Origin of the sequence: Geodermatophilus aquaeductus, from assembly GCF_900182545.1 — a bacterium.
Classification (GTDB): Bacteria; Actinomycetota; Actinomycetes; order Mycobacteriales; family Geodermatophilaceae; genus Geodermatophilus; species Geodermatophilus aquaeductus.
In genome coordinates this window covers 768904-790313 of record NZ_FXTJ01000001.1, presented here as the reverse complement: position 1 = coordinate 790313, position 21410 = coordinate 768904, and the positions used below count along the sequence as shown (strand labels likewise).

General features: G+C 73.4%; 16 protein-coding genes. 12 read left to right on the top strand and 4 right to left on the bottom strand.

Annotated features, from left to right (window positions below; all coding sequences use genetic code 11):
* The first annotated feature begins 71 nt into the window (after positions 1–71).
* Together FN207_RS03885 and FN207_RS03880 are read left to right on the top strand one after the other, a co-directional pair.
* Positions 72–2501, top strand: a complete 2430-nt coding sequence (locus tag FN207_RS03885; RefSeq protein WP_142456986.1) for a transglycosylase domain-containing protein — start codon at positions 72–74, stop codon at positions 2499–2501.
* A gap of 22 nt (positions 2502–2523) precedes the next feature.
* The gene (locus FN207_RS03880; protein ID WP_142456985.1) at positions 2524–4056 is read left to right on the top strand and encodes a glycosyltransferase family 87 protein; all 1533 of its coding nucleotides are present in this window, start codon (positions 2524–2526) and stop codon (positions 4054–4056) included.
* 18 nt (positions 4057–4074) lie between these two features.
* Here FN207_RS03880 and FN207_RS03875 read toward each other — a convergent pair whose 3' ends face one another.
* Positions 4075–4893, bottom strand: coding sequence for a deoxyribonuclease IV (locus FN207_RS03875; RefSeq protein ID WP_142456984.1), 819 nt, complete (start codon positions 4891–4893; stop codon positions 4075–4077).
* A gap of 125 nt (positions 4894–5018) precedes the next feature.
* On the opposite strand from FN207_RS03875, the gene FN207_RS03870 reads away from it, so the two are divergent.
* From FN207_RS03870 to FN207_RS03845, 6 genes are all read left to right on the top strand, one after another.
* Complete coding sequence (locus FN207_RS03870; protein ID WP_142456983.1) at positions 5019–6089, top strand: hypothetical protein; 1071 nt, start codon at positions 5019–5021, stop codon at positions 6087–6089.
* A 136-nt stretch (positions 6090–6225) separates the two neighbouring features.
* Complete coding sequence (rpsF, locus tag FN207_RS03865; RefSeq protein ID WP_093583120.1) at positions 6226–6513, top strand: 30S ribosomal protein S6; 288 nt, start codon at positions 6226–6228, stop codon at positions 6511–6513.
* 2 nt (positions 6514–6515) lie between these two features.
* The gene (locus FN207_RS03860) at positions 6516–7007 is read left to right on the top strand and encodes a single-stranded DNA-binding protein (protein WP_110909081.1); all 492 of its coding nucleotides are present in this window, start codon (positions 6516–6518) and stop codon (positions 7005–7007) included.
* Between the two features lie 47 nt (positions 7008–7054).
* Entirely contained in the window at positions 7055–7291 is a 237-nt protein-coding gene (gene rpsR, locus FN207_RS03855) for a 30S ribosomal protein S18 (RefSeq protein WP_073422051.1), read from the top strand.
* A gap of 2 nt (positions 7292–7293) precedes the next feature.
* A complete protein-coding gene (gene rplI / locus FN207_RS03850) occupies positions 7294–7749 on the top strand; it encodes a 50S ribosomal protein L9 (RefSeq protein ID WP_142456982.1) in 456 nt (151 codons plus the stop codon).
* A 506-nt stretch (positions 7750–8255) separates the two neighbouring features.
* Positions 8256–12107 carry a replicative DNA helicase gene (locus tag FN207_RS03845; RefSeq protein WP_246065735.1) on the top strand — a complete coding sequence of 1284 codons (3852 nt, stop codon included), beginning with the start codon at positions 8256–8258 and terminating at the stop codon, positions 12105–12107.
* Positions 12108–12171: 64 nt separating this feature from the next.
* Here FN207_RS03845 and FN207_RS03840 read toward each other — a convergent pair whose 3' ends face one another.
* Entirely contained in the window at positions 12172–12633 is a 462-nt protein-coding gene (locus FN207_RS03840) for a DUF3237 family protein (protein WP_142456980.1), read from the bottom strand.
* Between the two features lie 282 nt (positions 12634–12915).
* On the opposite strand from FN207_RS03840, the gene FN207_RS03835 reads away from it, so the two are divergent.
* From FN207_RS03835 to FN207_RS03825, 3 genes are all read left to right on the top strand, one after another.
* Positions 12916–15195 (top strand): xanthine dehydrogenase family protein molybdopterin-binding subunit, encoded by a 2280-nt coding sequence (locus tag FN207_RS03835; RefSeq protein WP_221888016.1) that lies wholly within the window; start codon positions 12916–12918, stop codon positions 15193–15195.
* A 10-nt stretch (positions 15196–15205) separates the two neighbouring features.
* Entirely contained in the window at positions 15206–15661 is a 456-nt protein-coding gene (locus FN207_RS03830) for a (2Fe-2S)-binding protein (RefSeq protein ID WP_142456979.1), read from the top strand.
* A 142-nt stretch (positions 15662–15803) separates the two neighbouring features.
* Positions 15804–17708, top strand: coding sequence for an Ig-like domain-containing protein (locus FN207_RS03825; RefSeq protein WP_142456978.1), 1905 nt, complete (start codon positions 15804–15806; stop codon positions 17706–17708).
* A gap of 67 nt (positions 17709–17775) precedes the next feature.
* Here the strand turns inward: FN207_RS03825 and FN207_RS03820 are convergent, their stop codons facing one another.
* Complete coding sequence (locus FN207_RS03820) at positions 17776–18987, bottom strand: fatty acid desaturase family protein (RefSeq protein ID WP_142456977.1); 1212 nt, start codon at positions 18985–18987, stop codon at positions 17776–17778.
* Positions 18988–19015: 28 nt separating this feature from the next.
* The gene (locus tag FN207_RS03815; protein ID WP_142456976.1) at positions 19016–20116 is read right to left on the bottom strand and encodes a ferredoxin reductase; all 1101 of its coding nucleotides are present in this window, start codon (positions 20114–20116) and stop codon (positions 19016–19018) included.
* Positions 20117–20219: 103 nt separating this feature from the next.
* Between FN207_RS03815 and FN207_RS03810 the strand changes: the two genes are divergently transcribed.
* Positions 20220–21401, top strand: coding sequence for a PucR family transcriptional regulator (locus tag FN207_RS03810; protein WP_246065734.1), 1182 nt, complete (start codon positions 20220–20222; stop codon positions 21399–21401).
* Positions 21402–21410 lie beyond the last annotated feature (9 nt).

Sequence of the window (21410 nt, the reverse complement as noted above, 5' to 3'; positions counted from 1 at the left end):
GCCCCACAGGTAACGACGCCACGCTGGGCCGGACCCGATCCGCCCACCGACACCCGAGGAGGGGCTCCCTGGTGCCTCCCCACGACGAGACCACGCCGGTCGGGCCGTCCGGCGGCCCGCCGCGCCGACCGCCGGCCGGCCGCGCGCCCGGTGCCGCCGCCGGCCGCGGCCGCACGAGCGCAGCACGGTCCGGGGGCTCCGGCGGCTCCCGTCCCGGCGGCTCGCGCCCGACCGGCGCGCGTCCCGCGGGGGGCGGGCCCGGGGGCAAGAAGGCCCGCACCAAGAAGCAGCGGCGTCGTCGCCGGCTGAAGATCGCGCTCGGCACCCTGCTGGGCCTGTTCCTCCTGCTCGGCGTCTTCGTCGGCGTCGTGTACGCCACGACCGAGGTCCCCGACCCCGGCTCGGTGCAGAACTCGCAGACGACGGTCGTGTACTACGCCGACGGCACCACCGAGATGGCCCGCCTCGGCGACACCAACCGCACGAACGTGGCGCTCACCGACGTCTCGGAGCCCGCGCGCAACGCCGTGCTCGCCGCGGAGAACCGGAACTTCTACTCCGACCCGGGCATCTCCTTCACCGGCATCGTCCGGGCGGCCTGGAACAACCTGACCGGCGGCTCGACGCAGGGTGGCTCGACGATCACCCAGCAGTACGTGAAGAACGCCTTCCTGACGGCGGACCAGACGTTCAGCCGCAAGTTCCAGGAGCTGTTCCTCGCCGTCAAGCTCGACAACGAGTACTCGAAGGACGAGATCCTCGAGAACTACCTCAACACCATCTACTTCGGCCGCGGCGCCTACGGCATCGAGGCGGCGGCCGACACCTTCTTCGGCGTCCCCGCCGCGCAGCTGACCCCCCAGCAGGGCGCGGTGCTCGCCGTCCAGATCCGCAGCCCCAGCTCCTACGACCCCGAGGCCAACCCCGAGGGTGCGCAGGACCGCTGGGGGCTGGTCCTCGACGCGATGGTCGAGGAGGGCTGGCTGACCCAGGCCGACCGCGACGCGTCGGTCTACCCGCCGGTCCTCCCCCGGCCGGAGTCCTCCGCGCTGGGCATCCCGACCGGCCCCGAGGGCCTGGTCGTGTCGCAGGCGATCAGCGAGCTGGAGGCCCGCGGCTACTCCGACGAGCAGATCCGGGCCGGTGGCCTGCGGATCACCACGACCGTCGACAAGGCCACCCAGGACGCCGCGCTCGCCGCGGTCGCCGAGGTGATGGACGGCCAGCCGGACAACCTGCGGCAGGCCCTGGTCGCCGTCGACCCGCGCACCGGCGGCGTCCGCGCCTACTACGGCGGCGACGTGGGTGCCGGCGACGGCGCGGTCGACTACGCCCAGGCCCGCCGCCAGCCGGGCTCGTCGATGAAGCCGTACGTGCTCGCGACCGCGCTGGACCAGGGCATCAGCGTGACCTCGCGCCGCGACGGCAGCTCGCCGCAGACCTTCCCGGACCGCGACGCCCCGGTGCGCAACTCCGGCGGCGCCTCCTGCGGCGCCTGCACCCTGGTCGAGGCGATGACCCGCTCGCTGAACACCACGTTCTACGGGCTGGCCTACGAGGTGGGCCCGGAGAACGTCCGCGAGACGGCGCTGGCCGCCACGGGCATGCCCGACACCTGGCCGGCCAACGGCGGCCTGCTGGACGACAAGACGACGCTGGCCGCGCCCGACTCCGGGGTCACCGGCTCCTCGATCGGCATCGGCGAGTACGAGATGCGCCCGATCGACCAGGCCACCGGCTTCGCGACCTTCGCCAGCGGCGGCGTGCGGCACGACGCGCACTTCGTCGCCCGGGTCACCGACACCGCGGGTGCGGTGCTGCTGGACAACAGCGCCCCGGCCGGTGAACAGGTCATGAGCGAGGACGTCGCCAACGACACCACCTTCGCGCTGGAGGGCGTGGCGCAGTACTCGCGCCGGGCGCTCGACGGCGGCCGCGAGGTGGCCGCCAAGACCGGGACGCAGGGCATCGACGCCGACGACAACTCCGACGCCTGGATGGTCGGCTACACGCCGTCGCTGTCCACCGCGGTCTGGATGGGCACCGACGGCTACCAGCCGATCCGCAACGTCGACGGCGCGATCATCTACGGCGCGGGCCTGCCGGGCGCCATCTGGCAGCAGTTCATGGACACCGTGCTCGAGGGCACGCCGGAGGAGGACCTGCCCGACCGGCCGGCCATCCGCGGCGACACGGGCGAGGGCGTGCCGGAGCCGGTGACCGAGCCGGCGCCGACCACCCAGTCCGCGCCGCCGACCCAGCCGACGCCGTCCACCCCGGCGCCGTCGACCCCGGCCACCCCGACCGAGACCGTGCCGCCGGACGACGGGACCGACGAGGAACCGCCGAACGACCCGGTGGTGCCGACGCAGCCCACGGAGCCGACCCCGCCGCCTCCTGCGGGCACCACGGCCCCCACCGTCCCGGGCAACGGGAACGGCCAGACACAGCCCGGTCAGCCGGCACCCACCACCCAGCAACAGCCCCAGCTGACCGGCTGACCCGCCCGGGCACACTGATCGGGTGAGCTCCTCCCCCACGGGCCCGTCCGCCCCGGCGCAACCGCCGGCGGACGGGCCCGCGGCGTTCCCGGCCCCGCCGCCGGTCCCCCCGGGCCGCCCCGACCGGGTGGTGCCGACCTGGTCGGACCCGGTCGCGGCGCAGGCCGCCGAGGCGGTCGGCGGTCCGTGGGGCCGGCACGCGGTCACCGGGCGGGCGCTGTTCTGGACGCCGCTACGGGTGTGCCTGCTCTACGCCACCGTCGTCCTGGCCGCGGCGTGGCTGAAGCAGGCGCCCTGCTCGGACGGGAACTGGGCGGGGTCGGTGCAGTACACGCACCTCTGCTACTCCGACACCGTCCCGCTGTTCGCGCTGCACGGCCTGGACGCCGGGGCGGTCCCCTACCTCGACTCCGGCGTCGAGTACCCGGTGCTCACCGGCGCGTTCATGGCGCTGGCCGCCCTCCTCGGCCGGCTCTACGGCGACCTCGCGACGGCGGCCGGCCTGCTGCCGCAGGTGCCGGCGGTGCAGTCGTACTACGTGGCGACCTGCCTGCTGCTGAGCGGCTGCGTGTTCCTCCTCGTCCGCGGCGTGCTCGCCCTGGCCGGGCACCGGCCGTGGGACGCGGCGATGATCGGCCTCTCGCCGCTCCTGCTGGTGCACGCGTTCACCAACTGGGACCTGTTCGCCGTCGCGCTGGCCACCGCCGCGATGTGGGCCTGGGCCCGCGACCGTCCCGTGCTCGCGGGCGTGCTGCTCGGCCTCGGCGTGGCCGCGAAGTTCTACCCGCTGCTGCTGCTCGGCGCGCTGTTCCTGCTGTGCCTGCGGGCCGGCCGGCTGCGCGAGTGGCTGCGCGCCGCCGTCGCCGCCGGGGTCGCCTGGCTGGCGGTGGACGTGCCGGTGGCGCTGCTGGCGCCGCAGAACTGGTCGCTGTTCTTCCGCCTCAACACCGCACGCCCGGCCGACCCCGACAGCCTGTGGAACGTCCTGATCACCGCCTCCGACGGCCGGTTCCTCGACGGCCCGCTGCCCGAGGGCACCCCGCCGGTGCTGCTCAACACGGTCGTGGCGGTCTGCGTGCTGCTCGTCGTCGCCGGGCTCGGCTGGCTGGTGCTGCGCGCCCCGGTGCGGCCGCGGGTGCCGCAGGTGGCCTTCCTGCTGCTGGCGGCGTTCCTGCTCGTCACCAAGGTCTGGAGCCCGCAGTACTCGCTGTGGCTGCTGCCGCTGGCGGTGCTCGCCCGGCCGCGCTGGCGCACGCTGCTGCTGTGGCAGGCCAGCGAGGTCGTGCTGTGGGTGCTGCGGATGCTCTGGTACCTCGGCACCGAGGACCGCGGGGTCGGCATCGAGTGGTTCTTCCTGGCGGTGATCGCGCGCGACCTCGCCGTCGTCGTCCTCATGGGCCTGGTCGTCCGCGACGTCCTGCACCCCGACGAGGACGTCGTCCGCACCAGCTGGCCCGGCGTCGACGACCCCGCCGGCGGCCCGCTCGACGGCGCCCCTGACCGGGTCATCCTCCGCCGCCGGATCCAGGCACAGGACGCCCTCCGCACCTCCTGAGCCCCGGGGCATCGCCTCCTATGCCTGGCGCAGCGCCTCGCGGACGAGCGCGACCTCCTCGGCGTGCGACGCGGCGTCGCCCGGGGTCTCCAGGACGACGGGGCAGTCGGCGGCCCGCGCCACCTCCAGCAGCAGCTCCAGCGGGATCTCGCCGCCGGTCAGCGGCGCGTGCCGGTCGCGGCCCGAACCGTGGGGGTCGCGGCTGTTGTTCAGGTGCACGAGGTCGACGCGGCCGGTGATGGCGCGGACGTCGTCGACGGCGGTCGCGAGGTCCCAGCCGGCGGCCCAGGCGTGGCAGGTGTCGAGCACGAAGCCCGCGCCGAACTCCCCGACGGCGTCCCACAGCCGGGCGACCGCGCCGAGCTCGCGGGCCATCGCGTTGTCGCCGCCGGCGGTGTTCTCGATGAGCAGCGGCAGCGGGAAGCCGCCGTCGTCGGCCTGCCGCGCGAAGGTCTTGCGCCAGTTGTCGAAGCCCGCGGCCGGGTCGTCCTTGGCCAGCACGTGCCCGCCGTGCACGACCATCCCGCGGGCGCCGACCGCCGCCGAGGCCCGCGCGTGCACCGCCAGGTTCTTGCGGCTGGGGATCCGGATGCGGTTGTTGGTCGAGGCCACGTTGAGCACGTAGGGCGCGTGCACGAAGACGGCGACGTCGGAGGCGAGCAGGTCCTCGGCGTCGGGGCGGGGCAGCGGCGCCTTCCAGCCCTGCGGGTCGCCGAGGAAGACCTGCACGCCGTCGGCGTCCATCTCCGCCGCGCGCGCCAGCGGACCGCCGGCGTCGAGCTCGTTGTCCTCCGTCAGGCCGGGGCCGACGTGTACGCCGATCGGGTGCTCTGCCACCCCGGCGACAGTAGTTCCGCGCGCGGTGGGGACCCACCCGTATCGCGTGGCTCACATCCTCGTTGAGACCTCTGACACCACGACCGGCCGGCAGCGACGCCGGCCGACGAGGAGGAGCAGCGGGGATGACGACGGGGACGGCGGGCACCGGCAGGATCCGGCGGGCCGTGCGACGCGGCCTGGCCGCGCTGGCGCTGGTCTGCGCGGCCGTCCTGGGCGGTGCGGTCCTGCTGGCCCCCACCGCGGGCGCCGCCCCCTCGGCCACCGTCGACATCCGTGACCTCACGCCGCCCCTGGTGTCGGTGGACCCCGGCGGGTCGGTGACCTTCACCAACCGGATCGAGCCGAAGACGGTGCAGGTCGGCGGGGGCGGGCTGCTGCCCTCGCTGGTCACCGTCCAGGTCCTCACCGACGTCACCCTCGGCCTGCCGTCGGGCAGCGCGCCGCTGCCGAAGGACGCGAGCGTCACCGAGCGGTTCGACAGCACCTGTTTGACCTGCACGATCACCTACACGTACCGGGTCGTCGTGCCCGACACCTCGGTCGTCGGCAACGTCCTGAACACGGTCACCACACGGGCGCTCAGCACGCTGCCGCAGAACCAGCTGGTCACCTACGACGGGCGGCAGACGACGGTGCAGATCGGCGTCCCGACGCCGTTCCTCGTCAACACGCTCGTGCCGCTGCCCGACCTGCCGTCGGTCAACCTGCCGTCGCTGCCCCCGGTGGACGTCCCGCTGCCCTCCCTGCCGTCCCTGCCGGCGCCGGTCCCCACCTCGCCGACGACGGCGGTCCCGACCGCCCCGGCCCCGGCCGCGCCGCCGGCATCGGGGATCGACGGGACGGGCTACTCCTACGAGCTGGGCGGCGGCGCCGCGGCGATGGCCCCCGCCGGCGGCGGTGCCGCGGCCTTCGACCCGTCGGCGCTCCTGCCCGGCGCGGCCGGCGGCACCGGCGCCACCGGTGGCGCGGCCGGCTCGGGCTCCGGCGGGGTCGCGGGCGGCTACGACGGCGCCACCGTGCCGGTCTTCGGCGCCCTCGACGGCGCCTCCCTCGACGAGGAGAGCAGCACGGTCACCGCCGACGCCGCCCCGACCGGCCCCGCGCTGCCGCTGCCCGCGCTGCTCGCCGTCGTCGCCCTGGCCGGCGCCACCGCCGCGCTGGTCCGCACGCACCTGGCCGTCCGCGCCCGCTGACCCCTCCGGCCACGCTGGTACCCTCGACCTGCGCGCTCCGTGTGCCGTCCCGGCGCACAGGGCGCGCGACGCGTGTACGACCCTCCTGCTGCAGACGTCCTGCAGCCGCCACAGACCAGAGGAGGTGGGGTTCTCCGTGCGTCGCTACGAACTGATGGTCATCCTCGACCCCGACCTGGAGGAGCGCACGATCGCTCCCTCCCTCGACCGGTTCCTGACCGTCGTCACCAACAGCGGTGGCACCGTCAAGACCGAGATCTGGGGCCGGCGTCGCCTGGCCTACGAGATCAAGAAGCACGTCGAGGGCATCTACGCCATCGTCGACATCCAGGCCGAGCCGGCCGCCGTCGCCGAGCTCGACCGCCAGCTCAACCTCAACGAGTCGGTCCTGCGCACCAAGCTCATGCGGCCCGAGGTCCACTGAGCATGGCCGGCGAGACCGTCATCACCGTCATCGGCAACCTGACCTCCGACCCCGAGCTGCGGTTCACGCCGTCCGGGGCCGCGGTTGCCAACTTCACCGTCGCCTCGACGCCGCGCACCTTCGACCGGCAGTCGCAGGAGTGGAAGGACGGCGAGGCGCTCTTCCTGCGCTGCAACGTCTGGCGGCAGGCGGCGGAGAACGTCGCCGAGTCGCTCACCCGCGGCTCGCGGGTCATCGTCTCGGGGCGGCTCAAGCAGCGCTCCTTCGAGACGAAGGAGGGCGAGAAGCGCACCGTCATCGAGCTCGAGGTCGACGAGATCGGCCCCTCGCTGCGCTACGCGACCGCCAAGGTCACCCGGGCCGCCCGTGGTGAGGGCGGCGGCGGTGGCGGCGGCTTCGGTGGCGGTGGTGGCGGCGGCTTCGGTGGCGGAGGCGGCGGTGCGAGCGACCCCTGGTCGACGCCGGCCGGCCCGTCCGACGAGCCTCCCTTCTGAGCCCTTCCTCCCCCAACTAGTCGTACCCAGTCGTTCTGGAGAACCCAGTGCCCAAGCCCCCCGTGCGCAAGCCCAAGAAGAAGGTCTGCCAGTTCTGCAAGGACAAGGCGACCTACATCGACTACAAGGACACGACCCTGCTGCGGAAGTTCATCTCCGACCGCGGCAAGATCCGTGCCCGCCGCGTGAGCGGCAACTGCAGCCAGCACCAGCGGGACGTCGCCACGGCCGTCAAGAACAGCCGTGAGATGGCCCTGCTGCCCTACACCTCGACGGCGCGCTGACCATGAGCACCACGAAGCTGATCCTGACGCAGGAGGTCACCGGTCTCGGGTCCTCCGGTGACACCGTGGAGGTCAAGGGCGGGTACGCCCGCAACTACCTCCTGCCCCGCGGCCTGGCCATCGTGGCCACCCGCGGTGCCGAGAAGCAGGTCACCTCGCTGCGCCGGGCGCGTGCCGCCCGTGAGGTGCGGACGCTCGAGGAGGCGCAGGCCGTGGCCGGCCGCCTCTCCGGCCTGACCGTGCGCGTCCCGGCCCGTGCCGGCGACGGTGGCCGCCTCTTCGGCCGCGTCACCACCGCCGACGTGGCCGCGGCCGTCACCGCCGCGGGTGGCCCGGAGCTCGACCGCCGCCGTATCGAGCTGCCGAGCAGCATCAAGACCACCGGCCAGCACACCGTCACCGTGCGGGTGCACCCGGAGGTCACGGCGACCCTCCCCATCGAGGTCGTCGCGGGCTGACCGCCTGACCCAGCACCGCCCGTGAGGGGCGTCGGACACTGCGTCCGGCGCCCCTCACGGCGTTCGTGGCCCCGACCGTCCCGCGCCGCCCGTGACGGCTGTGGAGGACGGGACGACACGACACGCCCGGCGTCTCCGCCACGCCGACTTTCTCCTGTCCACAGCCCGTGGGCGGAGGTTGCCCAGGTGACGGCCGCAGGACCGCGGGATGGCCGGTCGGTGTCCCGGCCGTCTCCACATGTCGACTCCGGCTGTCCACCGACTTGTCCACAAGTTGTGCAGAACGCGGCCCACACGGGTGTTGGACGGGTCCGTCCCCGCTTCCTAACGTCGTCCCCGGCGCCGGGCCGCCACCGGACTGTCGGTGGCTCCCGGTAGCAATGTCCTCGAACGCGTGTTCGAGTGGCACGTGAGACGTCCTGGTGCTTCCCCCACCGGGCCCCGGCCGGGCGGCCGGGGTCTGTACGTACGCGTGCCGTTGAGGAGAGGGAGGTACCCAGGTGGCGGTGGCCGACGACTTCAGCCGGCCGCAGGCGACGGCGCCGGCGTACGACCGGCAGCCCCCGCAGGACGTCGCGGCGGAGCAGTCGGTGCTCGGCGGCATGCTGCTGAGCAAGGACGCGATCGCCGACGTCGTCGAGGTGCTGCACGGCGCGGACTTCTACCGGCCGGCGCACCAGGTGATCTTCGACTGCATCCTCGACCTGTACGGGCGGGGTGAACCGGCCGACGCGATCACCGTCGCCGCCGAGCTCAACCGCACCGACCAGCTGTCGAAGATGGGCGGTGCGGTCTACCTGCACACACTGATCGCCTCGACGCCGACGGCCGCCAACGCCGGCTACTACGCCGCCATCGTGGCCGAGCAGGCCGTGCTGCGTCGGCTGGTCGAGGCCGGCACCCGCGTGGTCCAGCTGGGCTACGGCGCGGCCGGCGGCAAGGGCGACGTCGACGACATCGTCGACCGCGCCCAGCAGGAGATCTACGACGTCACCGAGAAGCGCATGAGCGAGGACTACTCGCGCCTCGAGGACGTCCTGCAGCCGACGATGGACGAGCTCGACGCGATCGCCTCCCGTGGCGGCACCGCCCGCGGCGTGCCCACCGGCATCCGCGACCTCGACGAGCTCACCAACGGCCTGCAGGCCGGCCAGATGGTCGTCATCGCCGCCCGTCCCGGTGTGGGCAAGGCGCTGGCGCTCGACACCCCCATCCCCACCCCCGAGGGCTGGACCACGATGGGCGAGGTCCGCGTCGGTGACCGCGTCCTGGGCGCCGACGGACGCCCCACCACGGTGGTCGCCGCCACCGACGTCATGACCGACCGGCCCTGCTACGAGGTGCACTTCTCCGACGGCTCGGTGATCGTGGCCGACGCGCAGCACCAGTGGGTCACCACCGACCGCGCCGCCCGTCGTCTCGGCGAGCGGGGCGAGGCCCGGGTCCGGACCACCGAGGAGCTGGCCCGCACGGTCCGCTGCGCGACGGCCGACCAGCGGCTCAACCACGCCGTGGTCAACGCCGCGCCACTCGACCTGCCCGCCGCCGACCTGCCCGTGCCGCCGTACGCAATCGGCGTCTGGCTGGGTGACGGGACGTCGGCCGCGGCCCACTACACGAGCGCCGACCCGGAGATCGCGGCCTACATCGAGGGTGAGGGCCTGGTCGTCGTCCCCACCGGTGTCGACCGGCGCTACTCGCTGCGGCTGCCCGCCCGCCCCGGCCTGGCCGAGCGACCCTGCCCGATGTGCGGCGAGCTGTTCGTCCCGCGGACCTCCCAGGTCCAGACGTGCGGCAAGACGTGCGGCGGCCGGCTGCGCGCCAGCGGCGGCGTGGGCGTGCGGGCCACCTGCCCCGACTGCGGCGGCCCGTCGAGCGGGATGGCGCAGTGCCAGGACTGCCGGGACGAGCACGGCACCGTGAAGGGCCTCCTGCGCACCCTGGGCGTGCTGGGTGACAAGCACATCCCCACGTCGTACCTGCGGGCGTCCGTGGCCCAGCGGCGAGCGCTGCTGGCCGGCCTGCTCGACACCGACGGCACGGTCACGCCGAGCGGGGCCGTCCAGTTCGCCGTCACCAACCGCCGGCTGGCCGAGGACGCCCGTGAGCTCATCGCGAGCCTCGGTCACCGGGTGAAGCTCTCCACCAAGCGGGTGCGCGGCCGGTCCGAGGCATCCTCGACCTGCTACACGCTCACCTTCAGCACCGACGACGAGGTCTTCCGGCTCGAGCGCAAGAAGCTGGCGCACAAGGAGCGCGGTGCCCGCACCAACACGGCCCGCGGCGTCCGTTTCGTCACCGACGTGCGGCCGGTGGCCAGCGTCCCGGTGCGGTGCATCCAGGTCGACGCCGCCGACTCGCTGTTCCTCGCGGGCCGGAGCTTCGTCCCCACGCACAACTCCACGCTGGGTCTGGACATCGCGCGGTCGGCCACGGTCAAGCACCACATGCCGGCCGTCATCTTCTCGCTCGAGATGAGCAAGCACGAGATCACCATGCGTCTGCTGTCGGCCGAGGCGAAGGTGCCGCTGCACCACATGCGCGCCGGCACGCTGTCCGACGAGGACTGGTCCAAGCTGGCCCGCCGGATGGGCGAGGTGGCCGACGCACCGCTCTACATCGACGACTCGCCGAACATGACGATGATGGAGATCCGGGCCAAGGCGCGGCGGCTCAAGCAGCGCAACGACCTCAAGCTCGTGGTCATCGACTACCTCCAGCTGATGACCTCGGGCAAGCGCGTCGAGAGCCGCCAGCAGGAGGTCTCGGAGTTCTCCCGTGCACTGAAGCTGCTGGCCAAGGAGCTCGAGGTCCCGGTCATCGCCATGTCGCAGCTCAACCGTGGGTCCGAGCAGCGCCAGGACAAGAAGCCGATGCTCTCCGACCTCCGTGAGTCCGGCTGCCTGCCGGGCGAGACGCGCATCCTGCGAGCCGACACGGGCGCTGAGACGACGATGGGCGAGCTCTTCGCGGCCGGCGCCACCGATGTCCCGGTGTGGGCGCTGGACGACAACCTGCGTTACGTCCGACGGCACCTCACGCACGTCTTCTCGACCGGTACCAAGCCCGTCTTCCGGCTGACCACGTCGTCGGGCAAGTCGGTGCGGGCGACCGCCAACCACCCGTTCCTCACCTACGACGGCTTCCGCTCGCTCGGCGAGCTCGCACCTGGCGCCCGGATCGCCGTACCCAGGCACGTGCCTGCGCCCGATCGGATGACCGTCTGGGAGGACGAGAAGGTCGTCCTCCTGGGTCACCTCATCGGCGACGGCAGCTTCGTGAAGCGCCAGCCGATCCGTTACGCCTCGATCGACGAGGAGAACCTGCGTGCGGTCACCGCCGCGGCGCTGCACTTCGGCGTCGTGGCCGTCCGGGACGAGCACGCAGCCGCCCGCTGCACCACGCTCCGGCTACGAGCACCCTTCCGACTCACGCACGGTCGCCGTAACCCGATCGCCGCCTGGTTGGACGATCTCGGGCTCTTCGGCCTGCGCAGCCACGAGAAGTTCGTGCCGGAACCGGTGTTCTCCCTGCCGAAGAAGCAGATCGCGCTCTTCCTGCGGCATCTCTGGGCGACCGACGGTTCTGTCACGGTCACCAAGAACGGCTGCGGCGGCCGCGTCTACTACGCCTCCACCAGCCGGCGGCTCGTCGACGACCTGTCGCGACTGCTCCTGCGCTTCGGCGTCTCGAGCCGGATCCGCCGCACCCGCAAGACGGGCTACCGCGACGGATGGACGCTCGACATCAGCGGATGCGACGACCAGCGGCGCTTCCTCGGGGAGATCGGTGTCCACGGAGCCCGTGGCGTGGCCGCCGAGCGGCTCCTGGGCATCGTCCGGGCGACGTCGGGCAACCCCAACGTCGACACGATCCCCGCACAGGTGTGGGACCGCGTCCGGGACGTGCTGGCCGAGCAGGGCATGAGCCATCGGGCCTTCGCGGCGGCCATGGGCACGGCCTTCAGCGGCAGCACCATGTGGAAGCACGCCCCCAGTCGCGAGCGGCTCGGGCGAGTAGCGGAGATCCTCGGTGATGCCGAACTGGAGATCCAAGCGGTCAACGACCTGTTGTGGGACGAGGTCGTCTCGATCGAGCCGGAGGGCGAGGAGGAGGTCTACGACGCCACCGTCCTGGGCGGCCACAACTTCGTCGCGGAGGGGGTCGTCGTCCACAACTCGATCGAGCAGGACGCCGACATGGTGATGATGATCCACCGCGAGGACATGTACGAGAAGGAGTCCCCGCGGGCCGGCGAGGCCGACATCATGCTGGTCAAGCACCGCAACGGCCCGACCGCGAACGTCACCGTCGCCTTCCAGGGCCACTACAGCCGCTTCGTGGACATGGCGAACTAGGCGGACCATGCACCGACGAGGGGCCCGGGACCGTGCGGTCCCGGGCCCCTCGTCGTCCCGCCGGTCAGGCCACCGGCACCCGCGCCAGGCTCTCCGCCCGCGTGTGGACCTGCCCCCGCGCCATGTTCGCCGTACCGGTCATCCCGTAGACGGTGCGGTTGAGCTCGGCCAGCGACGGGTCGCCCGTGCGCAGGAAGACCGCCCCGTGCAGGGGGACGTCGGCGTCCGGCCACTCCATGTCGGGGCGGATCTCCTCCAGCGGCGGCAGCCGGTACGGCGGGTGTGCGTAGCCGTGGCACTCCAGCGACACCGTCGTGCCCGAGTCCAGGCGGATCACCTGCCGCACGTCGATCACCCCGATGCCGTCCGGGCGGAGGGTGAAGAAGTCCGTGCCCGAGAGCCGGCCGCCGGTCAGGGGTCCCTCGGTCACCCTGCCCTCGACCTCGATGTCCATCCGCAGTCCCTCGGGCACGACGCCGATCGGCACCATCCCGGTGATCACCGCTTCCACGACGTATCCGTCCATGTCCCCTCCTCCATCCGGTGCGGCCGTGGGCCCATCGCAGCCCCCCGTGGGCGTGGAGCAGAAGAGGCGCAGGGCTCACCGTGCGGAGCCGGCCGGGCCGGTGACCGGGCGCCCGCGCCGCGTCACGCGGTGTTCCACGTGGATCAGCGCCGGACGTTGCAAGGACACGCCGACGTTCCGCAACGTCGTGACCCCGGTCGCCCGTCCTCGTTGATCCGGGCCGAGCACCGCCGATCCCGGCCGTGTCCTCGACCGACCGCTCACCGTCGAGAGGCCATCCGCGTGACGTCCCTGCCCGACCAGGCCCACCCCGACCGGACCCTGCCCGGGTCCACCCGCCCACCCGGCGGCGAGCCCACTCCCACGCACAGCCGCCGCCGCTTCCTCACCTACCTCGTCGCCGCGCCGACGCTCGCGGTGGCGGCGCAGGTCGTCGCCGACGTGGCCGGCCCGGCGACCGCCCGGGCCCTGCCCTCGCTGCCCGCGCCCGCCGAGGTCCTCGACCTCGGCGACGTCCTCATCCTCGCCGGCAAGCCCACCGAGGACCTGATCGTCGTCAGCGTGGACCAGCGGGGCCGGGTGGGCCTGGCCCTCCCCCGCGCCGAGGTGGGCCAGGGCATCACCACCGCCGTCGCCATGCTCCTGGCCGACGAGCTCGACGTCCCCCTGTCCTCCGTCGACGTCACCCTCGCCGACGCCCGGCCCGAGCTCGTGTTCAACCAGCTCACCGGCGGCTCCAACACGATGCGCAGCGTCTACGGCCCCGTCCGGCGGGCCGCCGCCGTCGCCCGGGCCCGCCTGCTGGCCGCCGCGGCCCTCCGGTGGGGCACCACCCCGGGCGCGCTGACCGTCACCGACGGCGTCGTCTCCGGCCCCGGCGGCCGCAGCGCCACCTACGGCGAGCTGTCGGCCGCCGCGGCCGACCGGACGCTGACCGTCGCCCTGGCCGCTCCCAAGCCGACGGCGCAGCAGCGGGTCGTCGGCACGCCCACCAACCGCGTGGACGCCCGCGCGATGGTCACCGGGCAGCAGCGCTACACCCTCGACCTCGACGTCGTCCCGGGCGCGCTGCCCACGATGCTGCGCCGGCCGCCCACCATCAACGGCACCGTCCGCTCGCTGGACAACGAGGCGCAGCTCCGGGCGATGCCGGGCGTCGTCGACGTCGCGGTGGTGCGGACCGGCGTCGCCGTCCTCGCCGAGACCTTCGGCCAGGCCCGCGACGCCGTCGCGGCGGTGCAGGCCACCTGGGGCCCGGGGACGGTCGACGGGGAGGACGACGCGTCGATCCGCCGCACGCTCCGCGCGGCCACGCCCCCGCCGCTGGCGCCCGGGCTGCTCGTGCAGACCGTCGACGCGGAGTTCGACTTCGCCTTCGTCAGCCACGCGCCGCTGGAGCCCAACTGCGCCGTCGCACACGTCACCGCCGACCGCGCGGAGATCTGGTCGCCGCTGAAGTCGCCGATCGTGGCGCAGGAGACCATCGCCGCCGAGCTGGGCCTGCCGGTCTCACGGGTGACCGTGCACGTCGTGCAGGGCGGCGGATCGTTCGGCCGCCGCCTGTTCTCCGACGCCGCGCTCGAGGCCGCCCGGGTGTCGAAGGCGACGGGCCGGCCGGTCAAGCTGCTGTGGTCGCGCATCGACGACATGCGCCACGGCCGCGCCCGCGCCGCCAGCCACCACCGCATCCGCGCCACCCACGCCGCCGGCGACGTGCTCACCTTCGAGCACCGGGTGGCCAGCGTGGAGACCGACTTCGGCCACGGCCTCGGCGAGATCCTCACCTCGGTGGCCGCGAGCCTCCCGGTGGCCGGCAACCTCTCCTTCGCCCAGACGGTCTTCCTCACCACCGTGCACTCGCCGTACCACCTCGGCGTCACCACCCAGACGCTGTCGGAGGTGCCGCTGCAGATGCACACCGGCAGCTGGCGGTCGGTCTACTCGGCGAACACCCGCGGCGCCGAGGAGGTCGTCGTCGACGAGCTCGCCGCGGCCACCCGCCGCGACCCGGCCGAGTTCCGCCGGCGGTTGCTCAAGGAGGACCGCTTCCGCGCCGTGCTGGACCGGGTCGTGCAGGAGGGGCAGTGGGGACGGCGGATGCCCCGCGGCACCGCCCAGGGCCTGGGCTTCCACGCCGAGTACAAGGGCTGCACCGCCTGCCTGGTCGAGATCGACGCCCGCGACCCGCAGGACCCGCGGGTCACCCGGGCGACGATCGCCGTCGACGTCGGCCGGGCGGTCAACCCGCGCGGCCTGGAGGCGCAGATGCTCGGCGGCCTCACCGACGCGATCGGCACCACGCTGCGCGCCGGGCTGCACGTCGTCGACGGGCTGCCGCTCGAGGGCAGCTACAGCCAGTTCCACTACACCCGCCAGGCCGACTCCCCGACCGACGTCCGGGTGTTCGTGGTCGACAGCGGTGAGGAGCCCGGCGGCGCCGGCGAGCTGGGTGTGCCCGCCGCGGTCGGCGCGATCGCCAACGCCTACGCCCGCGCCACCGGGACGAGACCGCGGTCCTTCCCGATCGTGTTCCCGGTCGACTTCGAGCCCTTCCCCCGCTGAGGAGCGCCCCGTGCCGAACTACACCTTCCAGCTCAACGGCGAGACCGTCACCGTGGACGCCCCCGCCGACCTGCCCCTGCTGTGGGCGCTGCGCGACAAGCTCGGCGTCACCGGCCCCAAGTACGGCTGCGGCATCGACGTCTGCAAGGCCTGCACCAGCCACCTCGACGGCGAGGCGATCCGCCCGTGCGTGACGCCGACGGCGGAGGTGGCCGGCCGCGAGGTCACCACCATCGAGGGCCTCGCCGACGGCGACCGGCTGCACCCGGTCCAGGAGGCCTGGCTCGAGCAGGACGTCGCCCAGTGCGGCTACTGCCAGCCGGGCCAGATCATGGCCGCCGTCGCCCTGCTCCGGCGGACGTCGGACCCGACCGACGCCGAGATCGACGAGATCCAGAACGTCTGCCGGTGCGGCACCTACGTGCGCATCCGCGAGGCCATCAAGGCCGCGGCCGCGCGGATGTGAGCGTCCTCCGGTGGCCCAGGTGCGACGCCCGGGCCACCGGACGGGGGTGGAACGGTCCCCCACGTCGTCCCGGTGATCACCTTGTGATCCGAGTCACCGGCGACTACGAATAGGCGTCCCCTTCCTTCCACCTGGAGATGCCTTGCAGCAACGACGCTGGCACCGGACGACCTCGTCGCTCATCGGTGCGCTGGCCTTCACGGCCGCTCTCTCGGTCACCGCGCCTCCCGCGCTGGCCGCCCCGCACAAGGCCGAGCCGCTCTCGGTCTTCCCGTCCGACACCCTCACCGTCCGCGACCCGGCGCAGCTGACCGGCCGGCGGGTGAACCTGCCGACGGCGGACTGCGGTGCGCCCATCAGCTGCGGCCTGGTGCAGCAGCTCAACCAGCTCGACGGCTTCGACCTCGACCCGCGGATCGCCGTCCGCTTCGACTCCCCCGTCGACCCGGCGCAGGCCGCGGCCCAGATCAGCCTGCAGGAGGCCCACGGCGGCTGGCGCACCGGCGTCGACCGCGTCGTCTGGGACCCGGCCACGAACACGCTCTACGCCCACCCGGCCGAGCAGCTCGCCCCCGGCACCACCTACCGGCTGCGGGTGCAGGGCGGCCCGGCCAACAAGGCCGTCCAGGACACCTTCACCACCCTCAGCGCCACCGACGGGCTGCTCGACCTGCGCCGCCAGATCGAGAGCGGCCAGGCGTTCCGCGCGGTCGGCATCAGCCGGCCGGGACTGCAGGTCCAGGGCGCCTTCCCCGCGGCGGGGACGACGGTCGCCTGGGCGACCGACCGCGGCGTCACCGACCCCGCGCCCGCGCCCGCGCTCGTCCCGACGGCCGCCGTCGGCGGCACGATCGTCTTCGGCGACTTCCAGGCGCCGTCCTGGCTCACGCCCGACGTGACGATCCCGCAGACGCCGACCCGGGACGCCGGTCCCCGGCCGGTCGAGGCCGAGCGGCTGCCCTTCGTCGCGGTCCTCCCCCCGGGGACCCCGCCGGCCGGCGGCTGGCCCGTCGCCGTGTTCGGGCACGGGTTCACCAGCTCGACGAACGCCGTCTTCCTCGCGGCGGTCGAGAACGCGAAGAACGGCATCGCCACCATCGGCACCAACGTGGTCGGGCACGGCTTCGGGCCGGACAGCGGCTGGGTCGTCACCAGCGGTGGCCGGACGACGACGATCCCCGCCTACGGCCGCGGGATCGACCAGGACCGCGACGGCGACATCGAGTCCAGCGAGGGCTCCTCGGCCACCGGCGCAGCCGCGGCGTTGGGGTCCCGGGACGCGCTCCGGCAGACCGTCGCCGACAACATGACGCTGATCCGCTCGCTGGGCGGCACGGACGTCGACGGCAACGGGACGCCGGACCTCTCCGGCCGGGACGTGACCTACTTCGGTCAGAGCTTCGGCGGCATCTACGGCACCATGCTCACCGGTGTCGACCAGGCGGTGACCCGGTCGGTGCTCAACGTGCCGGGCGGCCCGATCAGCGAGATCGTCCGGCTGTCGCCGGCGTTCCGTCCGCTGACCACCGGGTCGCTGCAGGCGGCCGGGCTGCTCAACAGCACCGACGCGACCCGGAACTTCTTCCAGGAGCAGATGCCGCTGCGCGGGGAGGGTCCGGTGACCCTCACCGTCCCGGGGGCCGCGGCCATCCAGGAGTACCTGGCCCGGTCCACGTGGCTGGCCCGCCCGGGCAGCCCGGAGACCTTCGCGCCGCTCATCCGGCCGGAGCGGGTCCTGGTGCAGGTCGCCTTCGGCGACCAGACGGTCCCGAACCCGGCGTCGTACACGCTCGTCGACGCCGGGGACCTGTGGTCGCGGACCAGCCTCTACCGCCACGACCGCACCGGCCGGCCCGAGAACCCGCACTCCTTCCTGCTGAACCTGGCGAACCCGGCGGCGCTGCAGGGCCAGGCCCAGGTGGCCGCCTTCCTGGGTCGGGGTCAGGTCATCGACCCCGACGCCGGCGGCACCGTGTGGGAGGTGCCGATCAGCGACCCGGCGCTGCTGCTGCAGCTGAACTTCCCGCAGCCGGCGCTGCGGCCCTGACCGGTCGCTGACACACGGAGGGGCCCGGGACGCGATCGCGTCCCGGGCCCCTCTGCGTGCGCGGTGCTTACGCGGCGGCGGCCATGGCGGCCTGCTCACGGATGAGCGCGCGGCGGACCTTCGGCGCACCGGTGGTCATCTTCCAGAGCTTGGCCACCTGCGACGGCAGGTTGCGCGCCGTCGTGTTCTGCAGCCAGCCATTGGGCAGCGACAGCCGGATGATCTTGTGCCAAGCCGAGCCGACCTGCTGCGGCAGCGGCGCGGTGTGGTAGTTCAGGCCGTAGCGGTCGAACAGGTCGCGGATCTTCGGGGCGATCTCGGCGTACCGGTTGCTCGGCAGGTCCGGGAACAGGTGGTGCTCGATCTGGTGCGACAGGTTCCCGGTCAGGATGTGCATCGCCTTGGAGCCGGAGATGTTGGCCGACCCGAGCATCTGGCGCAGGTACCACTCGCCGCGGGTCTCGCCGTCGATCGACTTCTTCTCGAAGGTCTCGACGCCCTCGGGGAAGTGGCCGCACAGGATGACCGAGTTCGACCACAGGTTCCGCACGATGTTGGCGGTGAAGTTGGCCGCCAGCGTGGCGACGAAGTTCGGGCCCGACAGCAACGGGTGGATCAGGTAGTCCTTGCGGACCTGCCGGCCGATCTTGACCAGCACCTGCTTGGCGCGCCGGCGGAACTCCGGGTCGCCGGTCTGCTTCTTGGCGATGACCGCGCCGAGCTCGAGGTCGTAGGCGGCGATCCCGTACTCGAAGAAGCAGGCGTTGATGAAGCTCCACAGCGGCTGGCCGAGGTACATCGGGATCCAGGGCTGGTCCTCGTCGACGCGCATGATGCCGTAGCCGAGGTCGTTGTCCTTGCCGATCACGTTCGTGTACGTGTGGTGCAGCTCGTTGTGCGAGTGCTTCCACTGCTCGGCCGGGCTGGCCATGTCCCACTCCCACGTCGTGGAGTGGATCTTCGGGTCGCGCATCCAGTCCCACTGCCCGTGGAGGATGTTGTGCCCGATCTCCATGTTCTCGAGGATCTTGGCGATCGACAGGCCGATCGTCCCGGCGATCCAGGCCGGCGGGAAGCCCGAGGCCAGCAGGACGGCGCGGCTGCCCAGCTCGATCTTGCGGTGCACGTCGATGACCTTGCGGATGTAGCGCGCGTCAGACTCACCGCGGCTGTCCATCACGCCCTGGCGGATCTCGTCGAGCTCCTTGCCGATGAGCTCGATGTCCTCGGGGGTGAGGTGCTCGATGGGGTTGTCGGACTTCTTCTGCAGGACGGTCATGCGATGCGGCTCCTCGGGTCTGAGGCGGTCAGTGGTCGATGTCGCAGGCGCCGGCGGCGGCGCTGATGCAGGTCTGGACGAGGACGCCGTCGCCGGGGGCGGCGGTGGTGACCTCGCCGGTGCGCAGGTCGCGGACGGCGCCCTCGCGCAGCGGGAGGACGCAGCCGTAGCAGATGCCCATGCGGCAGCCGCTGGGCATGAGCACGCCGGCCTCCTCGGCGGCGTCGAGGATCGGGGTGGCGCCGTCGGCCTCGAGCGACGTCCCGTTCTTCGTGAACGTGACCGTGCCGCCCTCACCGGTGACGAGCACCTTCGGGCGGAACCGCTCGGTGTAGAGCCGGTCGGCGATGCCGGCGGCGGCCCAGTGCTCCTCGAGCGCCTCGAGCATGCCGACCGGGCCGCAGGCCCAGGTGGCGCGCTCGGCCAGGTCGGGGACGAGGGCGGCGAGCGCGGCGGCGTCGAGCATCCCGGCGGTGTCGGTGTGCTGCTCGACCAGCCGGATGCGGCCGTCGGCGGCCAGCTGTCGCAGCTCGGCACCGAAGACGACGTCGTCGGGCGTGGGCGCGGAGTGCACCAGGACGACGTCGGTGAGCTCGGGGTGGTTGCGCAGGATGCCCATCACCGGGGTGATGCCGGAGCCGGCGGTGACGAACAGCGCCTTGTCCGGCCGCTGCTCGGGCAGGCAGAAGTCCCCGGTGGCCTGGTCGAGCTGCACGATCGTGCCCGGCCGGGTGCTGCGGACCAGGTGGTTGCTGACCTTGCCGCCGGGGATGGCCTTCACCGTGACGGTGAAGCAGCCGTCGGTACGGCCGAGGTCGGAGGTGATCGAGTACGCGCGCCACATGCGGACGCCGTCGACGTCGATGCCGATGCGTACGTACTGGCCGGGCCGGTGCGGCTGCCAGTCGGCGCCCGGGCGGATGACCACGGTGGCGGCGTCGCGGGTCTCGGGCAGCACGGCCTCGATCCGGCCGCGGAGGGCCGCACCGGAGCGCAGCGGGTCGATGAGGTCGAGGTAGTCGGCCGGCAGCAGGGGCGTGGTGACGAGCTCGGCGACGCGCAGCACGCGGTCGCGCAACACCCGGAGCGCCGGCTTGGCCGCTGTCGGGCGCGGAACGGTCGCGGTCATGTACTCAGGGTTCCCTGCAGGGAGCGCAATCACCTGTGCTCTCGACGTGAACGTTCGGCTGGATACTGTCCCCGGCGAACAACTGAGGTCACGAGGAGGTCACGTGACGCCGGAGCCTGAGACGTTCGCGCCCACGGTCGCCGAGGCGGTGCTGGCCGAGCTGCCGGCGGTGGCCGAGCGCACCGTGGCGGCGATCGTCGTGGAGGTGCCCAGCTACGCGGAGGCGTTCCGCGGGCCGATGGGCCGCAAGATCGAGAACGCCGTCCAGCTGGCGCTCGCCGGCTTCCTGGAGCTGGCGACGTCGGCCGGCGGCGTCGACGCCAGCCGGCCGATCGACCCGGCGATCGAGGGGGCCTACTCCCTGGGCCGCGGTGAGGCGCGCACCGGGCGCTCGATGGACGCGCTGCTGGCCGCCTACCGCGTGGGCGCGCGGGTGTCCTGGCAACACCTGAGCGGGACGGCGGTGGCCGCCGGCATGCCCGCGGGGTCGCTGGCCCGCTTCGCCGGGCTGGTGTTCGCCTACATCGACCGGCTGTCGGCGGCCAGCGCGTCCGGCCACGCCGACCACCTGGCCGCCAGCGGCCGCGAGCGGCGGCGGCACCTGGAGCGGCTGGCGCAGCTGCTGGTCACCGGGGCGCCCGCCTACGAGCTCAACGTGGCCGCGGAGCGGGCGGACTGGACGCCGCCGCGCACGCTCACCGCCGTCCTGCTGCCCGAGTCCGGCGCCCGGGACGCCATGGCGGTGCTGGACGCGCGCACCCTGCAGGCCGGTGAGGACATGCCGGGCGCGGAGCCCTCGACCGAGCGGGCGGTGCTGCTGGTGCCCGACGCCGAGGGGTTCGCGCGGGCGGCGCTGCTGACGTCGCTGACCGGGCGCGGCGCCGTCGTCGGGCCGGCCCGGCCGTGGCAGGGCGCGCGGTCGTCGTACTCGCGGGCGCTCCGGGCCCTGCAGCTGGGCCTGTCCCCCGAGGGCGAGACGCCCGTGGACACCGAGGTGCGGCTGGCCGAGCTGGTGCTGCGGGCCGACGGCGAGGCGCTGGCCGACCTGCGTGCCCAGGTGCTCGCGCCGCTCGACGACCTCGGTCCCGGCCCGCGGGAGAAGCTGCTGGAGACGCTGCGCTCGTGGCTGCTGCACCACGGCCGGCGCGAGCAGGTGGCCGCCGAGCTGTTCGTCCACCCGCAGACGGTGCGCTACCGGATGGGGCAGCTGCGCGACCTCTACGGCGCGCGCCTCGACGACCCCCAGACCGTCCTGGAGCTGACCCTCGCCCTCGGCGCCCGATAGGCAGGCGAC